The organism is Mariniflexile ostreae (assembly GCF_042427585.1).
Taxonomy (GTDB): Bacteria; Bacteroidota; Bacteroidia; order Flavobacteriales; family Flavobacteriaceae; genus Pseudalgibacter; species Pseudalgibacter ostreae.
On sequence record NZ_JBHMFC010000009.1, the window covers coordinates 104,033 to 125,136 of the forward strand.

At 34.7% G+C, this 21,104-nt stretch carries 21 protein-coding genes; 12 read left to right on the forward strand and 9 right to left on the reverse strand.

Annotation, left to right across the window (positions count from 1 at the left end; genetic code table 11):
- Window positions 1-36: 36 nt before the first annotated feature.
- Window positions 37-702 carry an alpha/beta fold hydrolase gene (locus ACFFU9_RS03145; protein ID WP_379859913.1) on the reverse strand — a complete coding sequence of 222 codons (666 nt, stop codon included), beginning with the start codon at window positions 700-702 and terminating at the stop codon, window positions 37-39.
- A gap of 115 nt (window positions 703-817) precedes the next feature.
- Here ACFFU9_RS03145 and ACFFU9_RS03150 point away from each other — a divergent pair, with 115 nt between their 5' ends.
- Complete coding sequence (locus ACFFU9_RS03150; protein WP_379859914.1) at window positions 818-1,114, forward strand: N-acetyltransferase; 297 nt, start codon at window positions 818-820, stop codon at window positions 1,112-1,114.
- Between the two features lie 88 nt (window positions 1,115-1,202).
- On the opposite strand, the gene mtaB is transcribed toward ACFFU9_RS03150, so the two are convergent.
- Window positions 1,203-2,528 (reverse strand): tRNA (N(6)-L-threonylcarbamoyladenosine(37)-C(2))-methylthiotransferase MtaB, encoded by a 1,326-nt coding sequence (gene mtaB, locus ACFFU9_RS03155; RefSeq protein ID WP_379859915.1) that lies wholly within the window; start codon window positions 2,526-2,528, stop codon window positions 1,203-1,205.
- 103 nt (window positions 2,529-2,631) lie between these two features.
- On the opposite strand from mtaB, the gene ACFFU9_RS03160 reads away from it, so the two are divergent.
- Window positions 2,632-4,260: an ABC transporter substrate-binding protein gene (locus tag ACFFU9_RS03160; RefSeq protein ID WP_379859916.1), complete on the forward strand. Its 1,629-nt coding sequence runs from the start codon at window positions 2,632-2,634 to the stop codon at window positions 4,258-4,260.
- A gap of 19 nt (window positions 4,261-4,279) precedes the next feature.
- Here the strand turns inward: ACFFU9_RS03160 and ACFFU9_RS03165 are convergent, their stop codons facing one another.
- The 3 genes from ACFFU9_RS03165 to ACFFU9_RS03175 all read right to left on the reverse strand — a co-directional run bounded on the left by ACFFU9_RS03165 (window position 4,280) and on the right by ACFFU9_RS03175 (window position 6,873).
- Entirely contained in the window at window positions 4,280-4,981 is a 702-nt protein-coding gene (locus ACFFU9_RS03165) for a lysoplasmalogenase family protein (RefSeq protein WP_379859917.1), read from the reverse strand.
- A 339-nt stretch (window positions 4,982-5,320) separates the two neighbouring features.
- Window positions 5,321-6,493: a GlmU family protein gene (locus ACFFU9_RS03170; protein WP_379859918.1), complete on the reverse strand. Its 1,173-nt coding sequence runs from the start codon at window positions 6,491-6,493 to the stop codon at window positions 5,321-5,323.
- Window positions 6,494-6,621: 128 nt separating this feature from the next.
- Entirely contained in the window at window positions 6,622-6,873 is a 252-nt protein-coding gene (locus ACFFU9_RS03175; RefSeq protein ID WP_379859919.1) for a type B 50S ribosomal protein L31, read from the reverse strand.
- A gap of 157 nt (window positions 6,874-7,030) precedes the next feature.
- Between ACFFU9_RS03175 and ACFFU9_RS03180 the strand changes: the two genes are divergently transcribed.
- The 7 genes from ACFFU9_RS03180 (at window position 7,031) to ACFFU9_RS03210 (ending at window position 14,080) form a co-directional block, all read left to right on the forward strand.
- A complete protein-coding gene (locus ACFFU9_RS03180; RefSeq protein WP_379859920.1) occupies window positions 7,031-7,546 on the forward strand; it encodes a DUF4199 domain-containing protein in 516 nt (171 codons plus the stop codon).
- A 51-nt stretch (window positions 7,547-7,597) separates the two neighbouring features.
- Entirely contained in the window at window positions 7,598-8,545 is a 948-nt protein-coding gene (locus tag ACFFU9_RS03185; protein ID WP_379859921.1) for a glycosyltransferase family 2 protein, read from the forward strand.
- A 94-nt stretch (window positions 8,546-8,639) separates the two neighbouring features.
- Window positions 8,640-10,370: a phospho-sugar mutase gene (locus tag ACFFU9_RS03190; RefSeq protein ID WP_379859922.1), complete on the forward strand. Its 1,731-nt coding sequence runs from the start codon at window positions 8,640-8,642 to the stop codon at window positions 10,368-10,370.
- 3 nt (window positions 10,371-10,373) lie between these two features.
- The gene (locus ACFFU9_RS03195) at window positions 10,374-12,206 is read left to right on the forward strand and encodes an ABC transporter ATP-binding protein (protein ID WP_379859923.1); all 1,833 of its coding nucleotides are present in this window, start codon (window positions 10,374-10,376) and stop codon (window positions 12,204-12,206) included.
- Between the two features lie 316 nt (window positions 12,207-12,522).
- Window positions 12,523-13,065, forward strand: coding sequence for an RNA polymerase sigma factor (locus tag ACFFU9_RS03200; protein ID WP_379859924.1), 543 nt, complete (start codon window positions 12,523-12,525; stop codon window positions 13,063-13,065).
- A 76-nt stretch (window positions 13,066-13,141) separates the two neighbouring features.
- A complete protein-coding gene (locus ACFFU9_RS03205; RefSeq protein ID WP_379859925.1) occupies window positions 13,142-13,624 on the forward strand; it encodes a hypothetical protein in 483 nt (160 codons plus the stop codon).
- A 12-nt stretch (window positions 13,625-13,636) separates the two neighbouring features.
- Window positions 13,637-14,080: a Spy/CpxP family protein refolding chaperone gene (locus ACFFU9_RS03210; protein ID WP_379859926.1), complete on the forward strand. Its 444-nt coding sequence runs from the start codon at window positions 13,637-13,639 to the stop codon at window positions 14,078-14,080.
- A gap of 144 nt (window positions 14,081-14,224) precedes the next feature.
- Here the strand turns inward: ACFFU9_RS03210 and ACFFU9_RS03215 are convergent, their stop codons facing one another.
- Both ACFFU9_RS03215 and ACFFU9_RS03220 read right to left on the reverse strand, forming a co-directional pair.
- Window positions 14,225-15,274, reverse strand: coding sequence for an RluA family pseudouridine synthase (locus tag ACFFU9_RS03215; protein ID WP_379859927.1), 1,050 nt, complete (start codon window positions 15,272-15,274; stop codon window positions 14,225-14,227).
- Between the two features lie 3 nt (window positions 15,275-15,277).
- On the reverse strand, window positions 15,278-15,835 hold the full coding sequence (locus ACFFU9_RS03220) for a PASTA domain-containing protein (RefSeq protein WP_379859928.1): 558 nt from the start codon (window positions 15,833-15,835) through the stop codon (window positions 15,278-15,280).
- Window positions 15,836-16,055: 220 nt separating this feature from the next.
- On the opposite strand from ACFFU9_RS03220, the gene ACFFU9_RS03225 reads away from it, so the two are divergent.
- Window positions 16,056-17,033 (forward strand): D-alanine--D-alanine ligase, encoded by a 978-nt coding sequence (locus tag ACFFU9_RS03225; protein WP_379859929.1) that lies wholly within the window; start codon window positions 16,056-16,058, stop codon window positions 17,031-17,033.
- A 179-nt stretch (window positions 17,034-17,212) separates the two neighbouring features.
- Here the strand turns inward: ACFFU9_RS03225 and ACFFU9_RS03230 are convergent, their stop codons facing one another.
- On the reverse strand, window positions 17,213-17,989 hold the full coding sequence (locus tag ACFFU9_RS03230; protein ID WP_379859930.1) for a polysaccharide lyase family 7 protein: 777 nt from the start codon (window positions 17,987-17,989) through the stop codon (window positions 17,213-17,215).
- Between the two features lie 238 nt (window positions 17,990-18,227).
- Here ACFFU9_RS03230 and coaD point away from each other — a divergent pair, with 238 nt between their 5' ends.
- Together coaD and ACFFU9_RS03240 are read left to right on the forward strand one after the other, a co-directional pair.
- Entirely contained in the window at window positions 18,228-18,695 is a 468-nt protein-coding gene (gene coaD, locus ACFFU9_RS03235; RefSeq protein ID WP_379859931.1) for a pantetheine-phosphate adenylyltransferase, read from the forward strand.
- A gap of 171 nt (window positions 18,696-18,866) precedes the next feature.
- Entirely contained in the window at window positions 18,867-19,313 is a 447-nt protein-coding gene (locus tag ACFFU9_RS03240; RefSeq protein WP_379859932.1) for a BLUF domain-containing protein, read from the forward strand.
- Window positions 19,314-19,347: 34 nt separating this feature from the next.
- Here ACFFU9_RS03240 and ACFFU9_RS03245 read toward each other — a convergent pair whose 3' ends face one another.
- On the reverse strand, window positions 19,348-21,012 hold the full coding sequence (locus ACFFU9_RS03245; protein WP_379859933.1) for a SulP family inorganic anion transporter: 1,665 nt from the start codon (window positions 21,010-21,012) through the stop codon (window positions 19,348-19,350).
- Between the last annotated feature and the right edge of the window lie 92 nt (window positions 21,013-21,104).

Consider the following 21,104-nt stretch of genomic DNA (forward strand, 5'->3'; position numbering starts at 1 on the left):
TTCAATTTTTTTTTTAATAAAGGTATACTATTTTGTTTAGTTTTCTAAAATAATACGAGGTAAATTGGCATTGAACCATTTGTATTTACTGATAATCATAATGTGCGTTGCATTTTTTAAGGTGATGCAATTTGAAATATGTTTTATAGGAAACACAAAATCGTTTTCGCCATGAATATGGATGATATTGGGAATCACATTTTCCTGTTCCCAACACACCACTTTTTCAATAGCCCAATTCAAATATTTAGCATCTGGAACCGATAAATATTTTTGGTATAAATCTAATCGTTTCATAACATTTTTTCCAAAAGCATATTTAGCCAAAGTGTCCATATTGTTTACTAACTGGGTGGGCAGCAATTTATATGCTTTTGTTATTTTAGCAAGCCTCATTCTTTTAGGTAACTCGTGCATGGTTTTAACACTAGAAATAATTATCAGATTTCGCACTTTAATCTGTTTGCTCATTTCCTGTACTACAATGCCACCAAAAGAAACCCCTACCAACACCACATTATTATGCGTTACATGGCTTAGCATTCGTGAAGCATATGCTTCGATAGTCTCATTGCTATTGGGGATTAACCACTCCAATAAATGAATTTGGAATTGGTCTTTAGGCAATTTGATGTGTTCAAATATCCTTGGACTTGCGGCCATTCCGGGCATGAAATAAACATGTATTAACGGCTGAATCATAAGGTATTATGCTTCTATTAACTTTATTATAACAATTTTTTTTCGTACTTTTGCACAAAGTTATAGAATAGTGCTCACTATTTTAAAGGTTCCTTAAAAAATAAAACAAAATGCCATGTTTGAAGCTGCTGAATTAATAGACAATGATTTTTTACGTCAATTTGAGATTAAAATAGACGAACATTTAGCTAAAATTGAGTACTCGTTACAGGAGCGAAAGATATTTTTAACAAAACTTATCATTCCAGAGGAAATTAATAATGAAGCGTTTAGTAAAGAGTTTTTAACGCTTGTTTTCGAACAAATTGAAGAGCGTAATTTAAGTGTTATGCCTACATGCCCTGTAATAGCTAAATTTGTAAGAAGCAACAGAAAGTATAAACGCATGCTTCCTGTTGGGGTAAGAATATGATTTCCTATAACCCTCGCTTGCTTTAGGCATCTCCCTTAAGATATAAAATAAAAAAAACTGAAGTTTCACGCTTCAGTTTTTTTTTGGTTTATGTTGCAAATTCCTTTACAAATTCAAATCTCACCAAGCCATCGGCATCAATTTCTGTCAACACAACTGGATGTAAGGTGTTTACATATTCTGGATTCCACGGCGTTTTTACTTTTACATAGTTTTCCGTAAACCCATGTATAAAACCTTCTTTATTCTCACTTTCAAACAAAACCGTTCTAGTGGTGCCCAACTGGCTTTCATAAAAAGCACGACGCTTTTTTACGGATAGCCCACGGAGCATCTTACTTCGCTTACTCCGTATGTTTCCAGGCACAACGCCCTCCATTTCAACAGCCTCGGTATTATCTCGTTCCGAATAGGTAAACACGTGTAAATATGAAATATCCAACGCATTTACAAAGTTATAGGTTTCTAAAAAATGGGCATCCGTCTCCCCAGGGAACCCAACAATCACGTCTACGCCAATACAGGCATGTGGCATTACGTCTTTTATTTTGGCCACTCTATCGGCATACAGCTCCCGCATGTAACGCCGTTTCATCTTTTTAAGAATCTCATTATTGCCACTCTGCAAAGGAATATGGAAGTGCGGCACAAAAGCTCTAGATTTTGACACCAAATCGATGGTTTCATTTTTTAATAAATTAGGCTCAATGGAAGAAATCCGAAGCCTTTCAATACCTTCCACTTTATCCAATTCCCTTACTAAATCTAAAAACGTATGTTCATGTTTTTTATTTCCAAATTCCCCTTTACCATAATCGCCTATATTAACTCCCGTTAATACAATCTCTTTTATGTTTTGCGAAGAGATTTCCCTAGCATTCGCTATTACACTTTCCATAGTATCACTTCTAGAAATACCACGAGCCAAAGGTATCGTGCAGTAAGTACACTTATAATCGCAACCATCTTGCACCTTTAAAAATGCACGCGTTCTATCACCTATCGAGTAACTGCCCACATAAAAATCGGCTTCTTCAATTTCACAGGAATGCACTTCTCCAAAATCATTCTTCGAAAGATCATTTAAATAATCAGTAATCTTAAATTTCTCTGTTGCACCAAGCACCAAATCCACGCCATTAACATCCGCCAGTTCTTGGGGCTTTAGCTGAGCATAGCAGCCTACAGCAGCAACAAACGCTTTCGGGTTTGCTTTTTGCGCCTGTTTTACAATGCTTTTAAAACGTTTATCAGCATTTTCGGTTACAGAACATGTATTGATAACGTAGATGTCTGCATTTTCAGAAAAATCCACCCGATCAAAACCTTCATCTGTAAAGTTCCTGGCAATGGTCGAGGTTTCTGAAAAATTTAATTTGCAGCCTAAGGTATAAAATGCGACTTTTTTATTCATTTTTATTTTCATTTCCATGCCATCCGAAATCTCTTTATATTTACATTCTAAAAATTCCCGTTTTACAGGAATTAAGTCTGCAAATTTACAACTAATAACTTATATGATAAAACCGTTTTCAGCCCAAATAATTAGTTATTTATCAATTGGTTGTATAGCTTTATTATTTTTTTCTTGTAGAAATAAGGTAAATTCGGATAAGAGCCATTTGGTTTTTCGATATAATGAGCACAAAAATATTGGATCGTTAGACCCTGCTTTTTCAAAAGATTTGGCCGATATATGGGCCACCAACCAATTATTCAATGGATTGGTTCAAATGGATGAAAACCTTAACGTACAGCCTTCTATTGCTAAAAGCTGGAAGGTTTCTGAAGACGGACTCACCTATTCTTTTTCACTTAGGCAGGACGTTTTTTTCCACAAGCACAAAGTGTTTGGTAAAGAAGCTACCAGAACAGTAAAAGCTTCCGATTTTGTATATAGTTTAAATCGGTTGCTTGACAAGCAAATAGCGTCTCCAGGAAGCTGGGTTTTAAGTAAGGTCGCTAATTTCCATGCCGTAAACGACACGCTCTTTCAAATTCAATTAAAACAAGCCTTTCCAGCATTTTTAGGATTACTCACAATGAAGTATTGCTCGGTGGTTCCTAAAGAAGTTGTTACGCATTATGGGGCTGATTTCAGGTCTAATCCCATTGGTACAGGACCTTTCAAATTTAAACGATGGGAAGAAAACATCAAATTGGTGTTTAGAAAAAACAAGCGCTATTTTGAACAGGATTTAAAAGGCCGGCCCTTACCATATTTGGAAGCCATAGCCATAACTTTTTTACCCGATAAACAAAGTGAGTTTTTACAGTTTTCTCAAGGGAATATCGATTTTGTTTCGGGATTGGATGCCTCTTACAAGGATGAGATTTTAACGGCAAATGGCAAGTTAAGACCTCAATATGCCAAAACTAAAAATATGATTCGAGGTCCCTATCTAAATACCGAATATTTGGCTTTTTATATGGATTCTAAAGTTCCTGAAATACAATCAGAATTATTGAGGAAAGCCGTAAACTATGGTTTTGACAGAAAAAAAATGATGGTTTATTTACGAAATGGTGTGGGCATACCGGCAGAGGGAGGTTTTATACCGAAAGGACTGCCTGGGTTTAACAAAGCTATTGGCTTCACTTATCGGCCCGAAAAAGCAAAACAATTAGTGGCCCAATTTAAAAAAGAGACCGGAAACCAGACCCCTACAATACACCTTACTACCACTAGTAATTATTTGAGTTTTTGTGAATTTATACAACGGGAACTCCAAAAAACAGGATTAGCAGTTAATATAGACGTCATACCCCCAGCCACCTTAAAAGACGCAAAAGCTAATGGAAAATTAGATATGTTTCGAGCCAGTTGGATAGCCGACTACCCCGATGCAGAAAACTACCTGTCTTTATATTACAGTAAAAATTTCGCTCCCAATGGCCCAAACTACTCCCATTTTAAGAACAAACAGTTTGACACCTGGTACGAACACGCATTTACAGAAACCGATTTAAAAAAAAGGGCCTTGCTATACTCTCAAATGGATAGTCTAATCATGCAGCAAACCCCTATTGCACCACTTTTTTATGACGAAGTGGTTCGCTTTACAGGGAAAAACGTAAGTGGATTAGGTATTAATCCTGTTAATTTATTAGATTTGAAATGGGTTAAAAAAGAAAGGACATATTAGTGTACAGCTTTAAACCCTATTAAGAATAAAAATCCATACGTTTTATCTTTTTCTCCTTTACAAGGCCAATGGTTATAAGATACATGGCTACGCTATAAAAGATCATGATCAAAGGGTCCTGAAGTGGCAAATCTGTCTTAAATATTTTTATAACCATCATGCTTTCCGAAAACAAATACAAAATAACACCAACAAGCACATAGACATAACTACATTTATCTACCAAGCTGCTTCTTATAAATGCAAATTGAAAAAGCAATAGTGATAAAAAAAAGCTAAGTAAGGCGGGTATAAAAAAACCTCCTAAACTATCATACAGAAAGCATACCATCCAAACCGTATATATAAAAATAATTATAGAAAAAGGAATTAGTTTAGAAACCTCAAAATCGGATTTATGAGAGAATTTCAGACTTAAAAATAATTTAGCGAGCGAAAAAAAAAGGAGGCTTGCTCCAAAATAAAACATGTTGGTGTCATTTATAATGAGTATCGTTCCTATTAAAAAACTCAATAAGCCCCAAAAAACAAATTTCTTCTTTTCTTTATCAATCTCTGTATTATTTAGATAATAGTAAATGAACAGGGACAACACTATAGGAGGCTTGGATATAAATCTATAAGGAAATTCAGGACACTTTAGCTTCACTAAAATATCTATAGTAAGTATTACAAAAAAAAGTAAAGTAAACTTTTTTTCATTCTTTAAAACATGTAACATTTTAATCGTTTTGGGGCAATAATATAATTGTAGGTTGCCGCAAAAGTAAAGAAAAGATTCACGAATCTTAAATTATTCTTATATGAAGTCTTTTAAGAAAAACTCTTTTTTTAAAAGACTCCCTTTACCTCTATAACGTATAAATATTAAGTGTCCTTTCTTATCTCTATAGAAAGCGTATTTTGCTTTCATATTCTCCTTATAGATATCCAAGTGTTTAAAATATGGAAGACATAAAAAAACCTCCAAAAGAGGAGGCTTGTACAACATTATAATCAGATATCGTAAAAATAGCAGAAGGACTGATAACATAAAAAGCCCCACAGTCTAGACTAATTTTTATCGTCTAAATTTTTTAGTCTCTTCAAAGACGTGTCCCAATATAGCCTCGTCTTGTGGACTAAGTTCTTCATTATGTCTAGCCATAACAGCTCTTGCTACATCAATAGCTTTTTGTAATAAATAAGTTGAAAAACCGCTACTGCCGCCCCAACTAAAACTAGGAACAAAGTTTCTGGGATATCCACTTCCATAAATATTAGCGCTTACCCCTACTACTGTCCCCGTATTAAACATGGTATTGATACCACATTTACTGTGATCGCCCATCATCAACCCACAGAATTGCAAGCCTGTTCTTGCAAAACCTTCCGTATTATAATTCCACAAGCGAACCTCGGCATAATTGTTTTTTAAATTTGAACTGTTGGTATCTGCTCCTAAATTGCACCATTCACCTAAAACAGAATTACCTAAATAGCCATCATGACTTTTATTAGAGTTCTCAAAAATAACAGTATTATTAATTTCACCTCCAACTTTAGAGTAGGGTCCGATTGTAGTAGCGCCATACACCTTGGTGCCTAATCTTATAAGAGAGTTTTCACATAGCGCTAGAGGCCCTCTTACGAGAGTTCCCTCCATGATTTCTGAATTTTTGCCTATGTAAATAGGACCTTCAGACGCATTTAAAGTTACAAACTCTAATTTAGCACCTGGTTCAATGAATATGTTCTCGGGTGCAATTACGTTGTTACTTGCAGGAATAGGTTCCGATATTCTCCCTTTCGTAATCAAATTAAAATCGGTTTGAATTACTTTTGCATTTTTAGAAAAGATATCCCAAGTGTTTTCTATTTTTAGAATATCATTCTTGAACTCGATAATCTCATAAGCATCAAAATCGATAGCATCCTGTGTGTCTTTAGAAAAAAAAGCAATCACCTCATCTGCTTGGAAAACAGCTTGGTTTTCTTTTAACCCCATAATCAACTCTGCCAATTCCAGATTAGGGATACAGGAAGCGTTTATCATAATGTTCTCCTCCATCTCCACCATAGGGTACTTATCAGACAAATAGTCTTCCGTTACGGTCGTGGTTGTAGATTCTAAAAAAGTCTCCCATTTTTCGCGAATCGTAAGAATACCAATCCTTATATCGGCAACAGGCCTAGTAAAGGTAAATGGTAACAGGTTATCACGGTAAGGGCCATCAAACAAGATATAATTCATAAAAAAATTTAAAGTTGCTCTCTAGATTAGAACTTTTTGTTTATCAATTCAAAAGTAAAAATGAACAGAAAATCAAAAAAGCCTTCAAGATTATCTTGAAGGCTTCAAATATATATTATTTACTAAAGTTATTTTTTAAATTTAGCATATTTGTTTTTAAACTTATCAATACGACCAGCTGTATCAATCAATTTAGATTTTCCAGTATAAAATGGATGAGATGTTCGTGAAATCTCCATTTTAACCACTGGATACTCTACACCATCAACTTCAATAGTCTCACTGGTTTTTGCAGTAGATTTTGTTAAAAAAACATCTTCGTTAGACATATCTTTAAATGCTACTAACCTATAATTTTCTGGGTGGATACCTTTTTTCATCGCGTAATGCTTTTTATTCTTTTCAATTTTCGAAGTGCAAATTTAAGTAATTTTTGTAATAAGGCAATACTTTTTGTTTTTTATTTTACTTTTAATACTCTGTTTTACTAATTTTGCTTATTAATCAAGTATTCTATACTAATAAATACCGATAATTATGCCTTCACAATCGCTTTCCCCAGGAAAATTCGCCACCAATTACGGACTCATTTTAGGGGCTGTCATGATGTTAATTACCATAATTACATATGCCACAGGCATGGCTATTGAGGCTGTACAATGGCCCAATTATATATACTACATCATCTTCCCTATTGTAATCCTCTATGTTATAAGCGCTTACAAAAAACAGAACGCAGGGCTCCTTACCTTGTCCGAGGCTTTAAAAATAGGCGTTACCATAGCGGTTATCAGTGCCCTTGTAAATGTTGTTTATGGTTTGATATTCCATTATATCATCGATCCTCAATTTGCATCGCAACTAACGGAAAGAATCGGTGAAAAGATGTTAGAAAATCAAAGTATAAGTCCTGAAATGGTTGAAAAACAAATGGAAATGATGAAAAAATTTCAAAATCCATTAATTGGTTCGGCGATTTGGGTAGCCTTAAGCGCTATTTTCGGACTCCTATATTCTTTAGTAGGGGGGGTAATAATGAAAAAAGAAGACTAGTCAGGCTTAAAAAAATTCTGTATTTTTGAAAAGAATTTACAAGTAAGATACATGAATATATCTGTAGTTATTCCACTACTTAACGAAGAAGACTCCTTAAAAGAATTATATGATTGGATTGCAAAAGTTATGCAATCCAATCGTTTTTCATATGAAATCATTTTTATTGATGACGGTAGCACAGATAAATCATGGGAAATAATCTCAAATTTATCTTTAAAAGACGTGCACGTAAAAGGGATTCATTTTTTTAAAAACTTCGGGAAATCGCAAGCCTTACATGCTGGATTTGAAAAAGCGCAAGGAGACGTAGTAATCACTATGGATGCAGACTTACAAGATAGCCCAGACGAAATTCCAGAATTATACCATATGATCTCTAAGGAAGGACTCGATTTGGTATCTGGATGGAAAAAGAAGCGCTACGATTCTGTGATTTCTAAAAACCTGCCATCTAAGCTCTTTAATTGGGCCGCAAGAAAAACATCTGGTGTTAAATTAAACGATTTTAACTGCGGACTTAAAGCTTATAAAAAAGAAGTCATAAAAAACATTGATGTATATGGTGAAATGCACCGATACATTCCTGTACTTGCTAAAAATGCGGGGTTTACAAAAATTTCAGAAAAAATAGTCCTGCACCAAGCACGAAAATACGGTGTAACTAAATTTGGAATGGATCGTTTTGTTCACGGATTTTTAGATTTAATCACCATTTGGTTTTTATCTCGTTTTGGCAGACGCCCTATGCATTTATTTGGAGCTTTAGGATTTATCATGTTTGCAATAGGTTTTGGCTTTTCCGTGTACCTTGGTGTAGACAAAGCATTTCTAAACCCTGCTGGCAGACTTATAACCCAACGCCCTCAATTTTACATAGCGCTTTCTACCATGATTATTGGAACACAGTTTTTTGTTGCTGGTTTTTTAGGTGAAATTATCCTGAGAACAAAACAGGATAAAAAACGCTACTTAATTAAAGATGAATTAAATTTTTAAATAATAAACTTAAAACCGTGTCATTCGGTTCAAAATATTAACTTTATAAGGATTATCCTTTTCAAAATATAGACCTTTTAAACACATTTAAAACATGATACACATCGAACCAAAAATTTTAGACCGTATTAATACGTGGTTAACCCCTACTTTTGATGAGGACACTCAGGCTTTTATCAAAAACAGCATTGCCAACACCCCTAAAGAAATCCAAGAAAGCTTTTATAAAGACTTAGAGTTTGGAACAGGAGGCATGCGCGGTATCATGGGAGTTGGTACAAACAGGATAAACAAATACACATTAGGCAAAAGTACACAAGGCTTAAGTGATTATTTACATAAATCTTTTCCAAACGAGCCCTTAAAAGCCGTGATTGCTTATGATTGTAGGCACAATAGTAAAACTTTAGCCAAATTAGTTGCCGATGTATTCTCCGCAAATGGGATTAATGTTTATCTGTTTGAGGATTTACGGACCACCCCAGAATTATCGTTCGCAGTACGGCACCTAGACTGCCATTGCGGTATCGTTTTAACAGCCTCTCACAATCCACCAGAATATAACGGCTACAAAGTTTATTGGCAAGATGGCGGACAATTGGTGCCCCCGCATGATGAAGGCGTCATCAATTTAATAAACGCATTGGATTATTCTAAAATAAAATTTGAAGCCAATAATGATTTAATCCATTATATCGGAAAAGATGTAGACCAAGCCTTTATTGATGCCTGTGTAGAAAACGGCTCTGTAGGGGCAACACAAAAAGCCAAAGACAACCTTACCATTGTGTTTACATCGCTTCACGGCACATCTATTACTGCCGTTCCTGAAACCTTAAAACGGGCAGGTTATAAAAACGTGCATATTGTAAAAGAACAAGAAGTCCCTAATGGCGACTTTCCCACGGTACAATCGCCAAACCCAGAAGAACCTGCCGCTTTAAAAATGGCCTTGGAACTGGCAGAAAGTGTAAATGCAGATATTGTTATTGGTACAGACCCTGATTCCGACAGGCTGGGTGTGGCTGTTCGAAATTCTGAAAATAAATTGCAGCTGCTTAACGGAAACCAAACCATGCTCATGATGGTTAATTTTCTATTAAAACAATGGAAGGATGAAAACAAGATAAAAGGAAAAGAGTTTATTGCCTCAACAATTGTGTCTACACCAATGTTGGGCAAACTATCAAAATCATATGGCGTTGAAAGCAAAATAGTGTTAACTGGTTTTAAATGGATTGCGAAATTGATAAAAGATTTCCCTGAATTGGATTTCATTGGTGGTGGAGAAGAAAGCTTTGGTTTTATGGTTGGTGACTTTGTACGCGATAAAGATGCAGTAACCTCTACCCTATTGGCCTGTGAAATTGCAGCAATATCAAAAGCTAACGGAAGTTCTTTCTACGACGAGTTGATCACGCTCTATACAACTCACGGCTTTTACAAAGAAAAACTTATATCGTTAACCAAAAAAGGAATCGAAGGCGCACAGGAAATTACCCAAATGATGAGTGACGCTCGAGAAAACCCGCTTAAAGAGATTAATGGCTCTAAAGTGGTGAAAATTGACGATTACGAATTGTCTCTTTCCAAAAACATGAGCACTAAAGAAGAAAGTAAAATAGACATGCCAAAATCTAACGTATTGATTTATCATACTGAAGATGGCAGCCAAATTGCTTTAAGACCAAGTGGAACAGAACCAAAAATAAAATTCTATGTAAGTGTTAACACCGCTTTGAAAACTACAGAAGAATTTAAGCAAACCGAAGCGTTACTTGATACCAAGGCTGATGCTATTTTAAAAGACATGAAGCTCATCTAATTAATGAATTATATAAAAAAAATTTTAAAATTTGCGTTACCCTATAAAAGATTCGCAATTTTAAACATCATTGCCAATGTGTTTTATGCATTATTTGGTACCCTAGCTATGGTATCACTTATGCCTATGATAAACATACTGTTTAATGAGACAGAAAAAAGCTACACAAAGCCCAGTTTTGAAACATTAGGAGACTATTTCAATAAAGAGAATATTATAGAATATTTTAACTTTTTCGTAACCAACAAACTAGAAGTTGATGGCCCAAGCGCTACATTGGCCCTAATGGTTATTATCATTATTTCACTTTTTTTACTTAAAAACTTTTTTAATTATATGGGTCTTTACTACATCACCTATCTAAGAAACGGTATGTTAAAAGATTTAAGAAATAAGATTTACGAGAAAACACTCAGGCTTCCCATTGCTTTCTTTTCAGAAAAACGTAAAGGAGATATTATTGCAAGAATTTCTGGTGATGTCAATGAGGTCCAAAATTCTTTTTTATCTATTCTAGAACTGATTGTAAAGGAACCATTAACGATTATTTTCGCCATTATCGCCATGTTCTTAACCAGTGTTGAGCTTACTATTTTTGTGTTCTTGTTTATCCCTATTTCTGGATTTATTATTTCAGCTATTGGTAAACAGCTCAAAAAACACTCCGAAAATGTGCAAAAAGAGCAAGGTATTTTTCTTTCCACTTTAGAAGAAACACTCGGGGGCATGAAGATTATAAAAGGGTTTAATTCTGAAACGAATTTCATTTCCAAATTCAATCAATCTACCTATCGCTTTTTTCAATTTTCTAATCAATTGGCACATCGCCAAAATTTAGCATCACCCACCAGCGAGTTCCTGGGCATTGTAACTATTGCAGTGCTCCTATGGTTTGGTGGCAGTATGGTATTAATAGACAAAACATTATCTGGCGGTGCTTTTATTGGATTTATGGCATTAGCCTATCAAATCTTAACCCCCGCAAAGGCCATTAGTAAGGCTGCATATAGCGTTAAAAGAGGTAATGCAGCCGCAGAGCGTGTTTTGGAAATCTTAGAAACCAAAAGTCCGCTTGACGATAAACCAAATGCCCTTGTTAAAGAGCATTTTGAAAAGGAAATAAAATTAAGCAATGTTTCGTTTAAATACGACGATGAACTTGTTCTCAAAAACTTTTCTATAACGGTCCCTAAAGGAAAAAGTATTGCTCTGGTTGGACAGTCGGGCAGTGGTAAAAGCACTATCGCCAATTTGGTTACTCGCTTTTACGATGTTACAGAAGGAAGCATTACCGTAGATGGAGAAGACATCAGAAACATGACCAAACACTCCTTAAGAAACTTAGTGGGCTTGGTTACCCAAGATTCAATTCTATTTAACGATACCATTAAAAATAACATTAGTATTGGAAAAGAAAATGCTACAGACGACGAGGTGATTGAAGCCTTAAAAGTTGCCAATGCCTGGGAATTTGTAAAAAACCTACCATTAGGCATCCATACCAATATAGGAGACTCTGGAAATAAACTTTCTGGCGGCCAAAAACAACGATTAAGTATTGCTCGAGCAGTGCTTAAAAGTCCGCCCATTATGGTTTTAGATGAAGCGACCTCTGCTCTAGATACGGAAAGTGAGCGCTTAGTTCAGGTCGCTCTGGAAAACATGATGAAAAACAGAACATCTATTATTATAGCCCATAGATTGTCAACCATTCAAAATGCAGATGAGATTGTCGTGCTGCATAAAGGCAAAATTGTAGAACAAGGCACGCACCAAGACCTTATCGCTAAAAAAGGCGTGTACAATAAGTTGGTAGACATGCAAAGTTTTGAATAATAAGCATAATAACACGTGTTGTGTTAAAATAAAAAAGGATAGAGATTTGGGCTTCTATCCTTTTTCCGTTCTTAGTTAGACTTGGGGAAGACTAACAACTTAAGTAGGTTTCGTTAGAACAAACATAACTCATAAAACCATAACAAACAAGAAAAAATGCATTTTATCGTGTTTAAAATGCATTTCATCGGCTTTCAAAAATATAAAATAGTGATTTTAAACAATTTATATTTCTTGCTTTTTCTATATAATAAACATATATTTCGATTAAACTTTCGCTATATATTAAAGTCTAATACATATAAAATCGAATAACTTGAGTGATGAATCTGGACTTATAGAGCGCCTCAAATCAAACATCAATAAAGACGCCGCATTCAAAGAACTACTAGTGCTTTACAAAGAGCGTTTGTATTGGCATATTCGAAATATGGTAAAATCACATGATGATGCCGACGACGTGCTCCAAAATACTTTTGTAAAAGTCTACAGAAACATTAATGGTTTTAAAGGCGACAGCAAACTGTTTTCATGGATGTATCGCATTGCAACCAACGAATCCCTAACCTTTATTGGAAAAAAAGCAAAGCGCTTGCAGATAACCAATGAAGAAGTTCAGCAACTTGCTATAGACAATCTAACATCTGATGTTTATTTTGAGGGTGACGACATCCAAATGAAATTGCAAAAGGCCATTGCGACATTACCAGAAAAACAACAGCTCGTATTCAATATGAAATATTTTGAAGATATAAAATATAAAGACATGTCTGAAATCCTAGAAACAAGTGAAGGCGCTTTAAAAGCATCCTACCATATAGCCACAAAGAAGATTGAAGACTATTTAAGAAACCATTAAACCTTTATAACTATTTAAAGTCTTAATAATAAGACCTATATATAACAATGAAGCGTTTAGGTTAATGGAAAATAAAATGAAAAATAATTTATCTAACATAAAAAAGCCTGGATTTAAGACCCCGAATAACTATTTCGAAAATTTCGAAAGCAATATCTTCAAACAGGCTAAAACCAGTAATAATTCTGGACAAACTGGGTTTAAAGTCCCTACATCTTATTTTGACACATTAGAAAATCAAATAATGGATCAAGTTAAAGGGCATCATAAAACTAAAGTAATAAAGCACTTTAACACACGCCATATCGTTTACATATCGAGCATTGCAGCTGCTATTTTATTATGGTTTACTTTTTCTTTTCCTGAAACATCAGCGTGGGACAACTTAGATTCTGATACGGTTGAAAATTACTTAATAAATGAAGATATTGGATCTTATGAAATAGCGTCTACCCTTGGAAGTACAGACTTTTCTGATTATAACTTAAAAATAAATGAAAATAGCATAGAAATCTATTTATTAGACCACACGGATATTGAAGATTTACTAATAGAATAAACTTAAGTAGACATGAAAAAAAACATATTTATAATACTGCTTCTCTTCGCTTCTGTTTCAGTTTTTGCACAAGGGAATCGAGAACAAATAAAAGCTCTAAAAGTGGCTTTTATAACTGAAAAACTAGACTTATCGGAACAGGAAGCGCAAGAGTTTTGGCCTATTTACAACACTTACGATAGCCATTACGCAAAAATAAAATTTAAAGATATAAAAAGCTTGCGGCATACCATTAAAAACAATATCAATACGTTAGACGAGGCTAAGGCAAAAGCTTTATTAGACGAATTGGTAGACGCAGAAAACAAGCTATATAAAGCACGTACAGAGTTTATTTTGAAATTACGAAAAGTCTTGTCGCCAAAAAAAATACTACTGCTTAAACTAGTCGAAGACGATTTCAACAGAAAATTATTTGAACAATACAAAAAGAAGCGTAGAGAAGAGAGAAATTAAAAAAGTAATAGACAATCCACACGCTATTAAAAGTACACCCACATACAATGTGGGCATAAAACACTGGCTAACAAACGCTTATTTTAAAAACCACTAATATAGTAGCAACGTGCCAACAGCATGAATAGAAGACTAGAAATACCTCTAATCTTCCATGTCTTGATGCTTAGCATAGTTTTGCCATTTCTCAATACACAGTTTCATATCCTGTGGAATTTCACTTTCGAAACGCATAAACTCGTTTGTTTTAGGATGTTTAAAACCTAATGTTCTAGCGTGTAAAGCTTGCCTAGGCAATATTTTAAAACAATTATCTACAAACTGCTTGTATTTAGTAAACGTAGTGCCTTTTAATATTTTTTCTCCACCATAACGTTCATCATTAAACAAGGTGTGCCCAATATGTTTCATATGCACCCGTATTTGATGGGTACGACCTGTTTCAAGCCTACATGATACTAGAGTAACATACCCCAAACGTTCCAAAACTTTATAATGTGTTATAGCTGGCTTACCTTTCTCAATTTCATCATTCAGAAAAACAGTATTCTGTAATCTGTTTTTGGGATGCCTACCTATATGCCCCTCTATGGTGCCCTCCTCCTCTTCTATATGCCCCCAAACAAGGGCTACATATTCGCGCTCACTGGTTTTTTCAGCAAATTGTAAAGATAAATGCGCCATAGCTTTCTCGGTTTTCGCCACCACTAAAAGACCGCTAGTATCTTTATCTATACGATGTACCAATCCGGGACGTTCACTGGAATTGTTTGGAAGGTTATCAAACCTATAAATAAGGGCATTAATTAATGTACCAGAATAATTGCCATGCCCTGGGTGTACCACCATACCTGCGGGTTTATTAACAACCAACAGGTCGTCATCTTCATAAACAACGTCAATATCAATTGCTTCGCCCACCAATAAATTTTCATGTGGAGGATGTGTAAACAACACACGAATCGCATCAAAGGGTTTAACCTTATAATTAGACTTTACAGGGATATCATTTACAAAAATGCTTCCATTTTTAGCACCGGCCTGGATTTTGTTCCGCGTCGCATTCTCTATGCGATTCATCAAATATTTATCAATACGTAAAGGGGCTTGCCCTTTGTCTACAAGGAACGCATAATGTTCGTATAAATCACTTTCGTCTTCTTCTTCCTGTAAATGTGGTGTGTAGTCGTCCATATGTTATTCTAGCCTATTGCCATTGCCAAGTACTAAATCTATTTTTGTTGTTTTAGGTAACATATCACCAGGTGCTATTGTTTTCCCTTGATATTCCATTTTTAGCACCATATCTTTACCTATATTATCAACATAGGTTAATTTACCCAACGTAAAGCCTAACGCTTCTAGTGTGGGCTTAGCTTGCCGAAAGGTTTGCTCTTTTAAATCTGGAACTAAAATTTTCCTATAACCCGATGGGTTCAAAGTAACATAAATTTTTCTGTCTTTTTTAACCTTGGCACCAGCAACAGGATCCTGTTCTATTACCGAAAATTTAGGGTAATCAGGGTTGAAATTAGCAGAGTCCTGTACTTGAAGTACTAGGTTATTCTCTTTCAACTCTATTTGTGCTACATTTAAAGACTTTCCTGTTAAACTGGGCACGGTTTCAAATTCCCCATGATTGGTAGAAACCCTCAACCACTTTAGAAGTAAAAAACAAATAACCACTATGGCCACAACAGCCAATACAATTTGTTTTAAAAATGTTTTGCTAAAAAAAAATTTAATGATGCTCATTTATAGAAATTTCGATATGGCAAATATATAAAAACAGAACTGTTTTTTGTTTCGCAATTTATGTGATAATTTAGCTTGGCTTATATTATTTGCAAAAGATACATTTTATTGTTGGTTTTAGATTTAAATAATCACTTTATTAAAGGATTTTTTGTTCTCTTAACATACAGCAAAAGAATGCAAAATTTTTCCATAATCAACTATATAAAAAAAACAATTAATGAAAAAAAATATTGCCATCATCATGGGAGGGTATTCCAATGAATATCAAATATCTTTAACTAGTGGACAAGTTGTTTTTGAAACGCTAGATACTTCCAAGTACGTGGCCTTCCGCATCCATATTTTTAAAGACAAATGGGTATATGTTGACACACAGAATAAGGAATTTCCTGTGGACAAAAATGATTTCTCGATTACAATAAATCAATCTAAAATCACCTTCGACTGTGTTTTTAACGCCATTCATGGCTCGCCGGGAGAAGATGGTTTTATGCAAGGCTATTTTGCTTTATTGAACATGCCCCATACCAGCTGCGGTATGTATCAAGCATCTATTACGTTTAACAAACGAGACTGTCTAAGCATTTTAAAACCTTATGGTATTAAAACAGCCGACTCTTATTATATAAATTTAGGAGACAGTATCCATGAAGATGCCATTATCCAAAAAGTAGGACTTCCTTGTTTTGTAAAAGCGAACAAAGCGGGAAGTAGCTTTGGAATAACTAAAGTACATAAAAAAGAAGACTTACAAAACGCTATAAAGGTAGCTTTTAAAGAAGATGATGAAATTATTATTGAGTCTTTTTTAGATGGCACCGAGGTTTCTGTAGGAGTTATCAACTACAAAGGAGAGACAAAAGTACTGCCTATTACAGAAATCGTTAGTGAAAATGATTTTTTTGATTATGAAGCAAAATACTTAGGAAAATCGCAAGAAATAACCCCTGCCAGATTGACCGATGCGCAAGAAAAAAAAGTACGTATGGTAGCTAAAAAAGTTTACGACGTGCTAAAACTGACCGGATTTTCTAGAAGCGAATATATTTTTAAAAATGGAGAGCCTTATTTGTTAGAAGTAAATACAGTACCAGGTTTAACTCGAGCAAGCATTTTACCACAACAAGCCGCCGCCGCAAATATCCCGTTGGCTGATTTGTTTGACAATGCTATTCAAGAATCTTTAAAAAATTAGCTGCCCCCCATTCTAACGACACCGTATTATACTTTATTCTATAATATTAAACTATATATTTTTAGAAGTCCTCTAATAGCTTAATTAGAAGCTCTAAGATAAAAACCAATTTGGGTATAAAAAAAACTGCTCAGAAATACTGAGCAGTTTATCTTTTATATTAAGCTAAGTAAAAGCTATTATTTATCAAAACCAAACATAGTTAATTTAGGGTCTTTATCATTCCCTTCAGTATATACGCCTGCTTTTAGATAATATTTAGTTTTTACGCCGTCCCAATTAGGTGTAGGTGTAATAGTAGATGCACTACTACCGCTGGTTGTGGTAATATTTACCAAAGCATTCCCTCCACTAAATCTAATTCTTAAAGTAAAAGTAGAGCCTGATGTATAATTTGGCCCTGTGATAGTCGAGTAAGTACCTGTAGCTAAAGTAGGATTATTGGTTGTTGTTTTTATATAAAACTTTCCGTTTTCCACATAAACCCTTATTAAAGGACGGTTTACACCTGTCCCCCTATTATGTACTTGCCCTACGGTAACTCCTAAATTAGGAATGTTCTCTAACTTACCTATATACTCCATATCTTTAGAGGTTGTTAAAGCCGATTCTTTCCCAGATTTTTCTTTTATTTCTGTTCTATGACTTTTCTCTTGATTACATTTAAACACCCTTTGTCCTGATGAGTTTACATCAAAGTAGAATTGATTATCAGTAGTTGTAGGATTGAAATACGCTCTACTACTTATACTTCCTCCAGCACCAGCATAAGTGGTTTCCCCGTCGAAATCAGCAAAATCAAAACGCCCTGTCGATGCTCTTGCCAACACGTCTTCCTCTTCCAATAAAACCTCTTGTTCTGGTAATACCTCTGTAGTTAAATTGGAATCATTTTCGGTACTACAGCTCATAAAAAAAAGCATTATAGCAGACACTCTTAAAATGTTTAGTTTCATAATATTATGTTTTAAATGTTTGGTTTGTTTGGTTTTCCACTCTGGTCAACCAATTTATTAATGCTAATCTAATGTATTATGTTGTAATTATTTAAAATATTTTTAGACCGCATTGCTCATAATAATAAAATTATAAATTATTGTCTATCTTTGGTATTTACCATTCGATAATGAATTTTCGATTCGTATGTAACCTTGAGGAAAATATAAAGGCAATGATGATAAAATTAAATAAACAATGAAACGAGCCATATTTCCTGGATCTTTCGACCCTATAACATTAGGACACTACGACATTATAAAACGAGGTGTTACGCTTTTTGATGAAATTATAGTGGCCATTGGTATTAATGCTGATAAAAAATACATGTTCTCTTTAGAAGAACGCATCAATTTTATTAAAAATACTTTTGCCGACGAGCCTAAAATTAAAGTAGTATCCTATAAGGGCTTGACAGTAGATTTCTGCAAAGAAAACGAGGTTGCATTTATTTTACGTGGACTAAGAAATCCTGCCGATTTTGAGTTTGAAAAAGCCATTGCTCATACCAATAGAGATTTAGCACCTATTGAAACCGTATTCCTTCTAACCTCTGCAAGAACCTCTTATATTGCATCATCTATCGTGAGAGATGTTATTAGAAATAATGGAGATTACACCAAATTAGTACCCGACAGTGTTCGCGTTACGTTAAAGGAACTCTAATCTGTGATTTATTTTTATAGCTTTTTTATTATTAATAAATTATAATAAAAAAGCTTTCTAATAACCATAATAAATTATTAACCTCGAACTAAAAAATAGCTATGTTTAACAAAATTGATAGGGTTAGAAATAGTTGAACTTAAATAAACCCTTTCAATACAATTAAACGCTATGTATCAACTCACTTATTACTCAAAAGCCAATCAAAATATTTCTCAAAAAGATATCAGCGATATTTTAAATATTTCTACAAAAAGCAACCAATCGCAAGGTTTAACGGGCTGTTTAGTGTTTATCGAAAACACCTTTATCCAAATTTTAGAAGGTGATAAATTTAAAATAGAAACCCTTTATAAAACCTTACTTGCAGACAAAAGGCATACCGACTTAGTGTTGATTTCAAAAGGGTATTCAAGTAAAAGGTTTTTCCCAGAATGGGGTATGGCATATTGCCCTATATCGGATAAGACCAGTGAAGCATTCAAACATTTTCAACGTAATTTAAACCTGCTGCTTGACTTATCTCAACCCACAACAAATGTTGAAAATCAATTTTGGATTATCGTAAAATTAAAGTTATCCCAAAATAGAATCCCTTCACAACCAGGCACAGAATAAGTTGTTTTTTACAAAAAACTACAAATGGACAGCATTAAAACTTATACTCCCCTAACCCTTTAGTAAAAGCTTCTGGATCTTCTGCCAAATGATAACGAGGATCATTGATGGCTTCTACGATAACCTCCCGAAACTTCGGATTAGACTTATAAAGCAATTGTTGGCAGTCTTTACTTAAATGTTTTAATTTAATGGTTTTGCCTTCGGCCTCGTACTTATTAACTAAGTTAAAAATAGCTTCTAGTGCCGAATGGTCACTTATCCGGGATTCTACAAAGTCAATTTCAACTTGATCTGGGTCATTCTTTACATCAAATTTTTCATTAAATGCTTGAATAGAGCCAAAGAATAAAGGCCCCCAAATTTCATAAGTTTTTATTTTACCGTCTTCGGAAAAACGTTTCCTTGCCCTAATTCTCTTTGCATTTTCCCATGCAAAAACTAGCGCAGAAATAATAACGCCCACAAATACGGCAATCGCTAAATCGTAAATAACAGTTACTGCAGAAACAACTACCAAGACAAAAGCATCTGATTTAGGGATTTTTCTAAAAATTCTAAAACTAGACCATGCAAAGGTTTCTATTACCATCATAAACATAACGCCTACTAATGCAGCGATTGGCACTTGTTCTATATACTCATCGGTAAATAAAATAAAAGTCAGCAAGGTTAGTGCCATCATAATACCCGATAATCTACCGCGACCACCTCCATTTATATTAATAACCGTTTGCCCGATCATGCCACATCCACCAGTACCGCCAAACAGGCCGCTTACCATGTTTCCTGCCCCTTGGGCAACGCATTCTCGGTTTCCATCACCTCTTGTTTCGGTTAATTCGTCCACCAAGTTCATAGTCATTAACGACTCTATCAAACCTACAGAAGCAGCTAAAAAAGCATACGGTAATATAAATTTTAAGGTATCTAAATTAAAGGGCAAGTTTTGCCATAACTCTAAATTAGGCGTAGGGAATTCACCTTTTAGCCCATTACCGCCACCTTCTGCTATATAAGACCCCACGGTACTTACGTCCAAACCTCCAAATACAACCACACCTGTTGTAATAAGAATGGCCGTTAATGCTGCAGGAATTTTAGTTGTTATCTTTGGCAATAACCAGATTACCGCCATAGTAAGCATCACTAAGCCAATCATCATATATAACTCAACACCTTGCATCGGTATATTGATGTACTGCTTAACACCATCTGTACTTACTTCAAGTTTTTTATGAGAAAACATACTAACTTGAGCCAAAAAAATAACGATTGCCAAACCATTTACAAACCCTAACATGACGGAGTGCGGAATTAAACGTACAAATCGACCTAGTTTAAATAGGCCTGCACTTATTTGGAATATCCCCATCAATATAACTGCAGCCAATAAATAGAAATAGCCCATATTCTCTACAGGAACATCGAACAACATTCCTTTGGTATGACCTTCGGATATTAAGTTTACAAAAATAACGGCAACAGCACCGGCTGCTCCAGATATTAAACCGGGTCTACCCCCAAAAATCGCTGTAATTAGGCCTACAATAAAGGCGCCAGAAAGTGCTACTAAAGGATCAATTTGTGCCACAAAAGCAAAAGCTACCACCTCTGGTATCATGGCTAGCGATACAGTGATACCCGCTAGCACGTCATCTTTGATGTTTGGTGTTATCTTCCTTACAAATTCTGTCATGGTTATTTTTTTGAAGGTGCAAATTTAATGTTAAAATAAAGAAGCACAAGGTTTACTTTCAATATTTTAGAAATAAAGTATTGAATACAAAA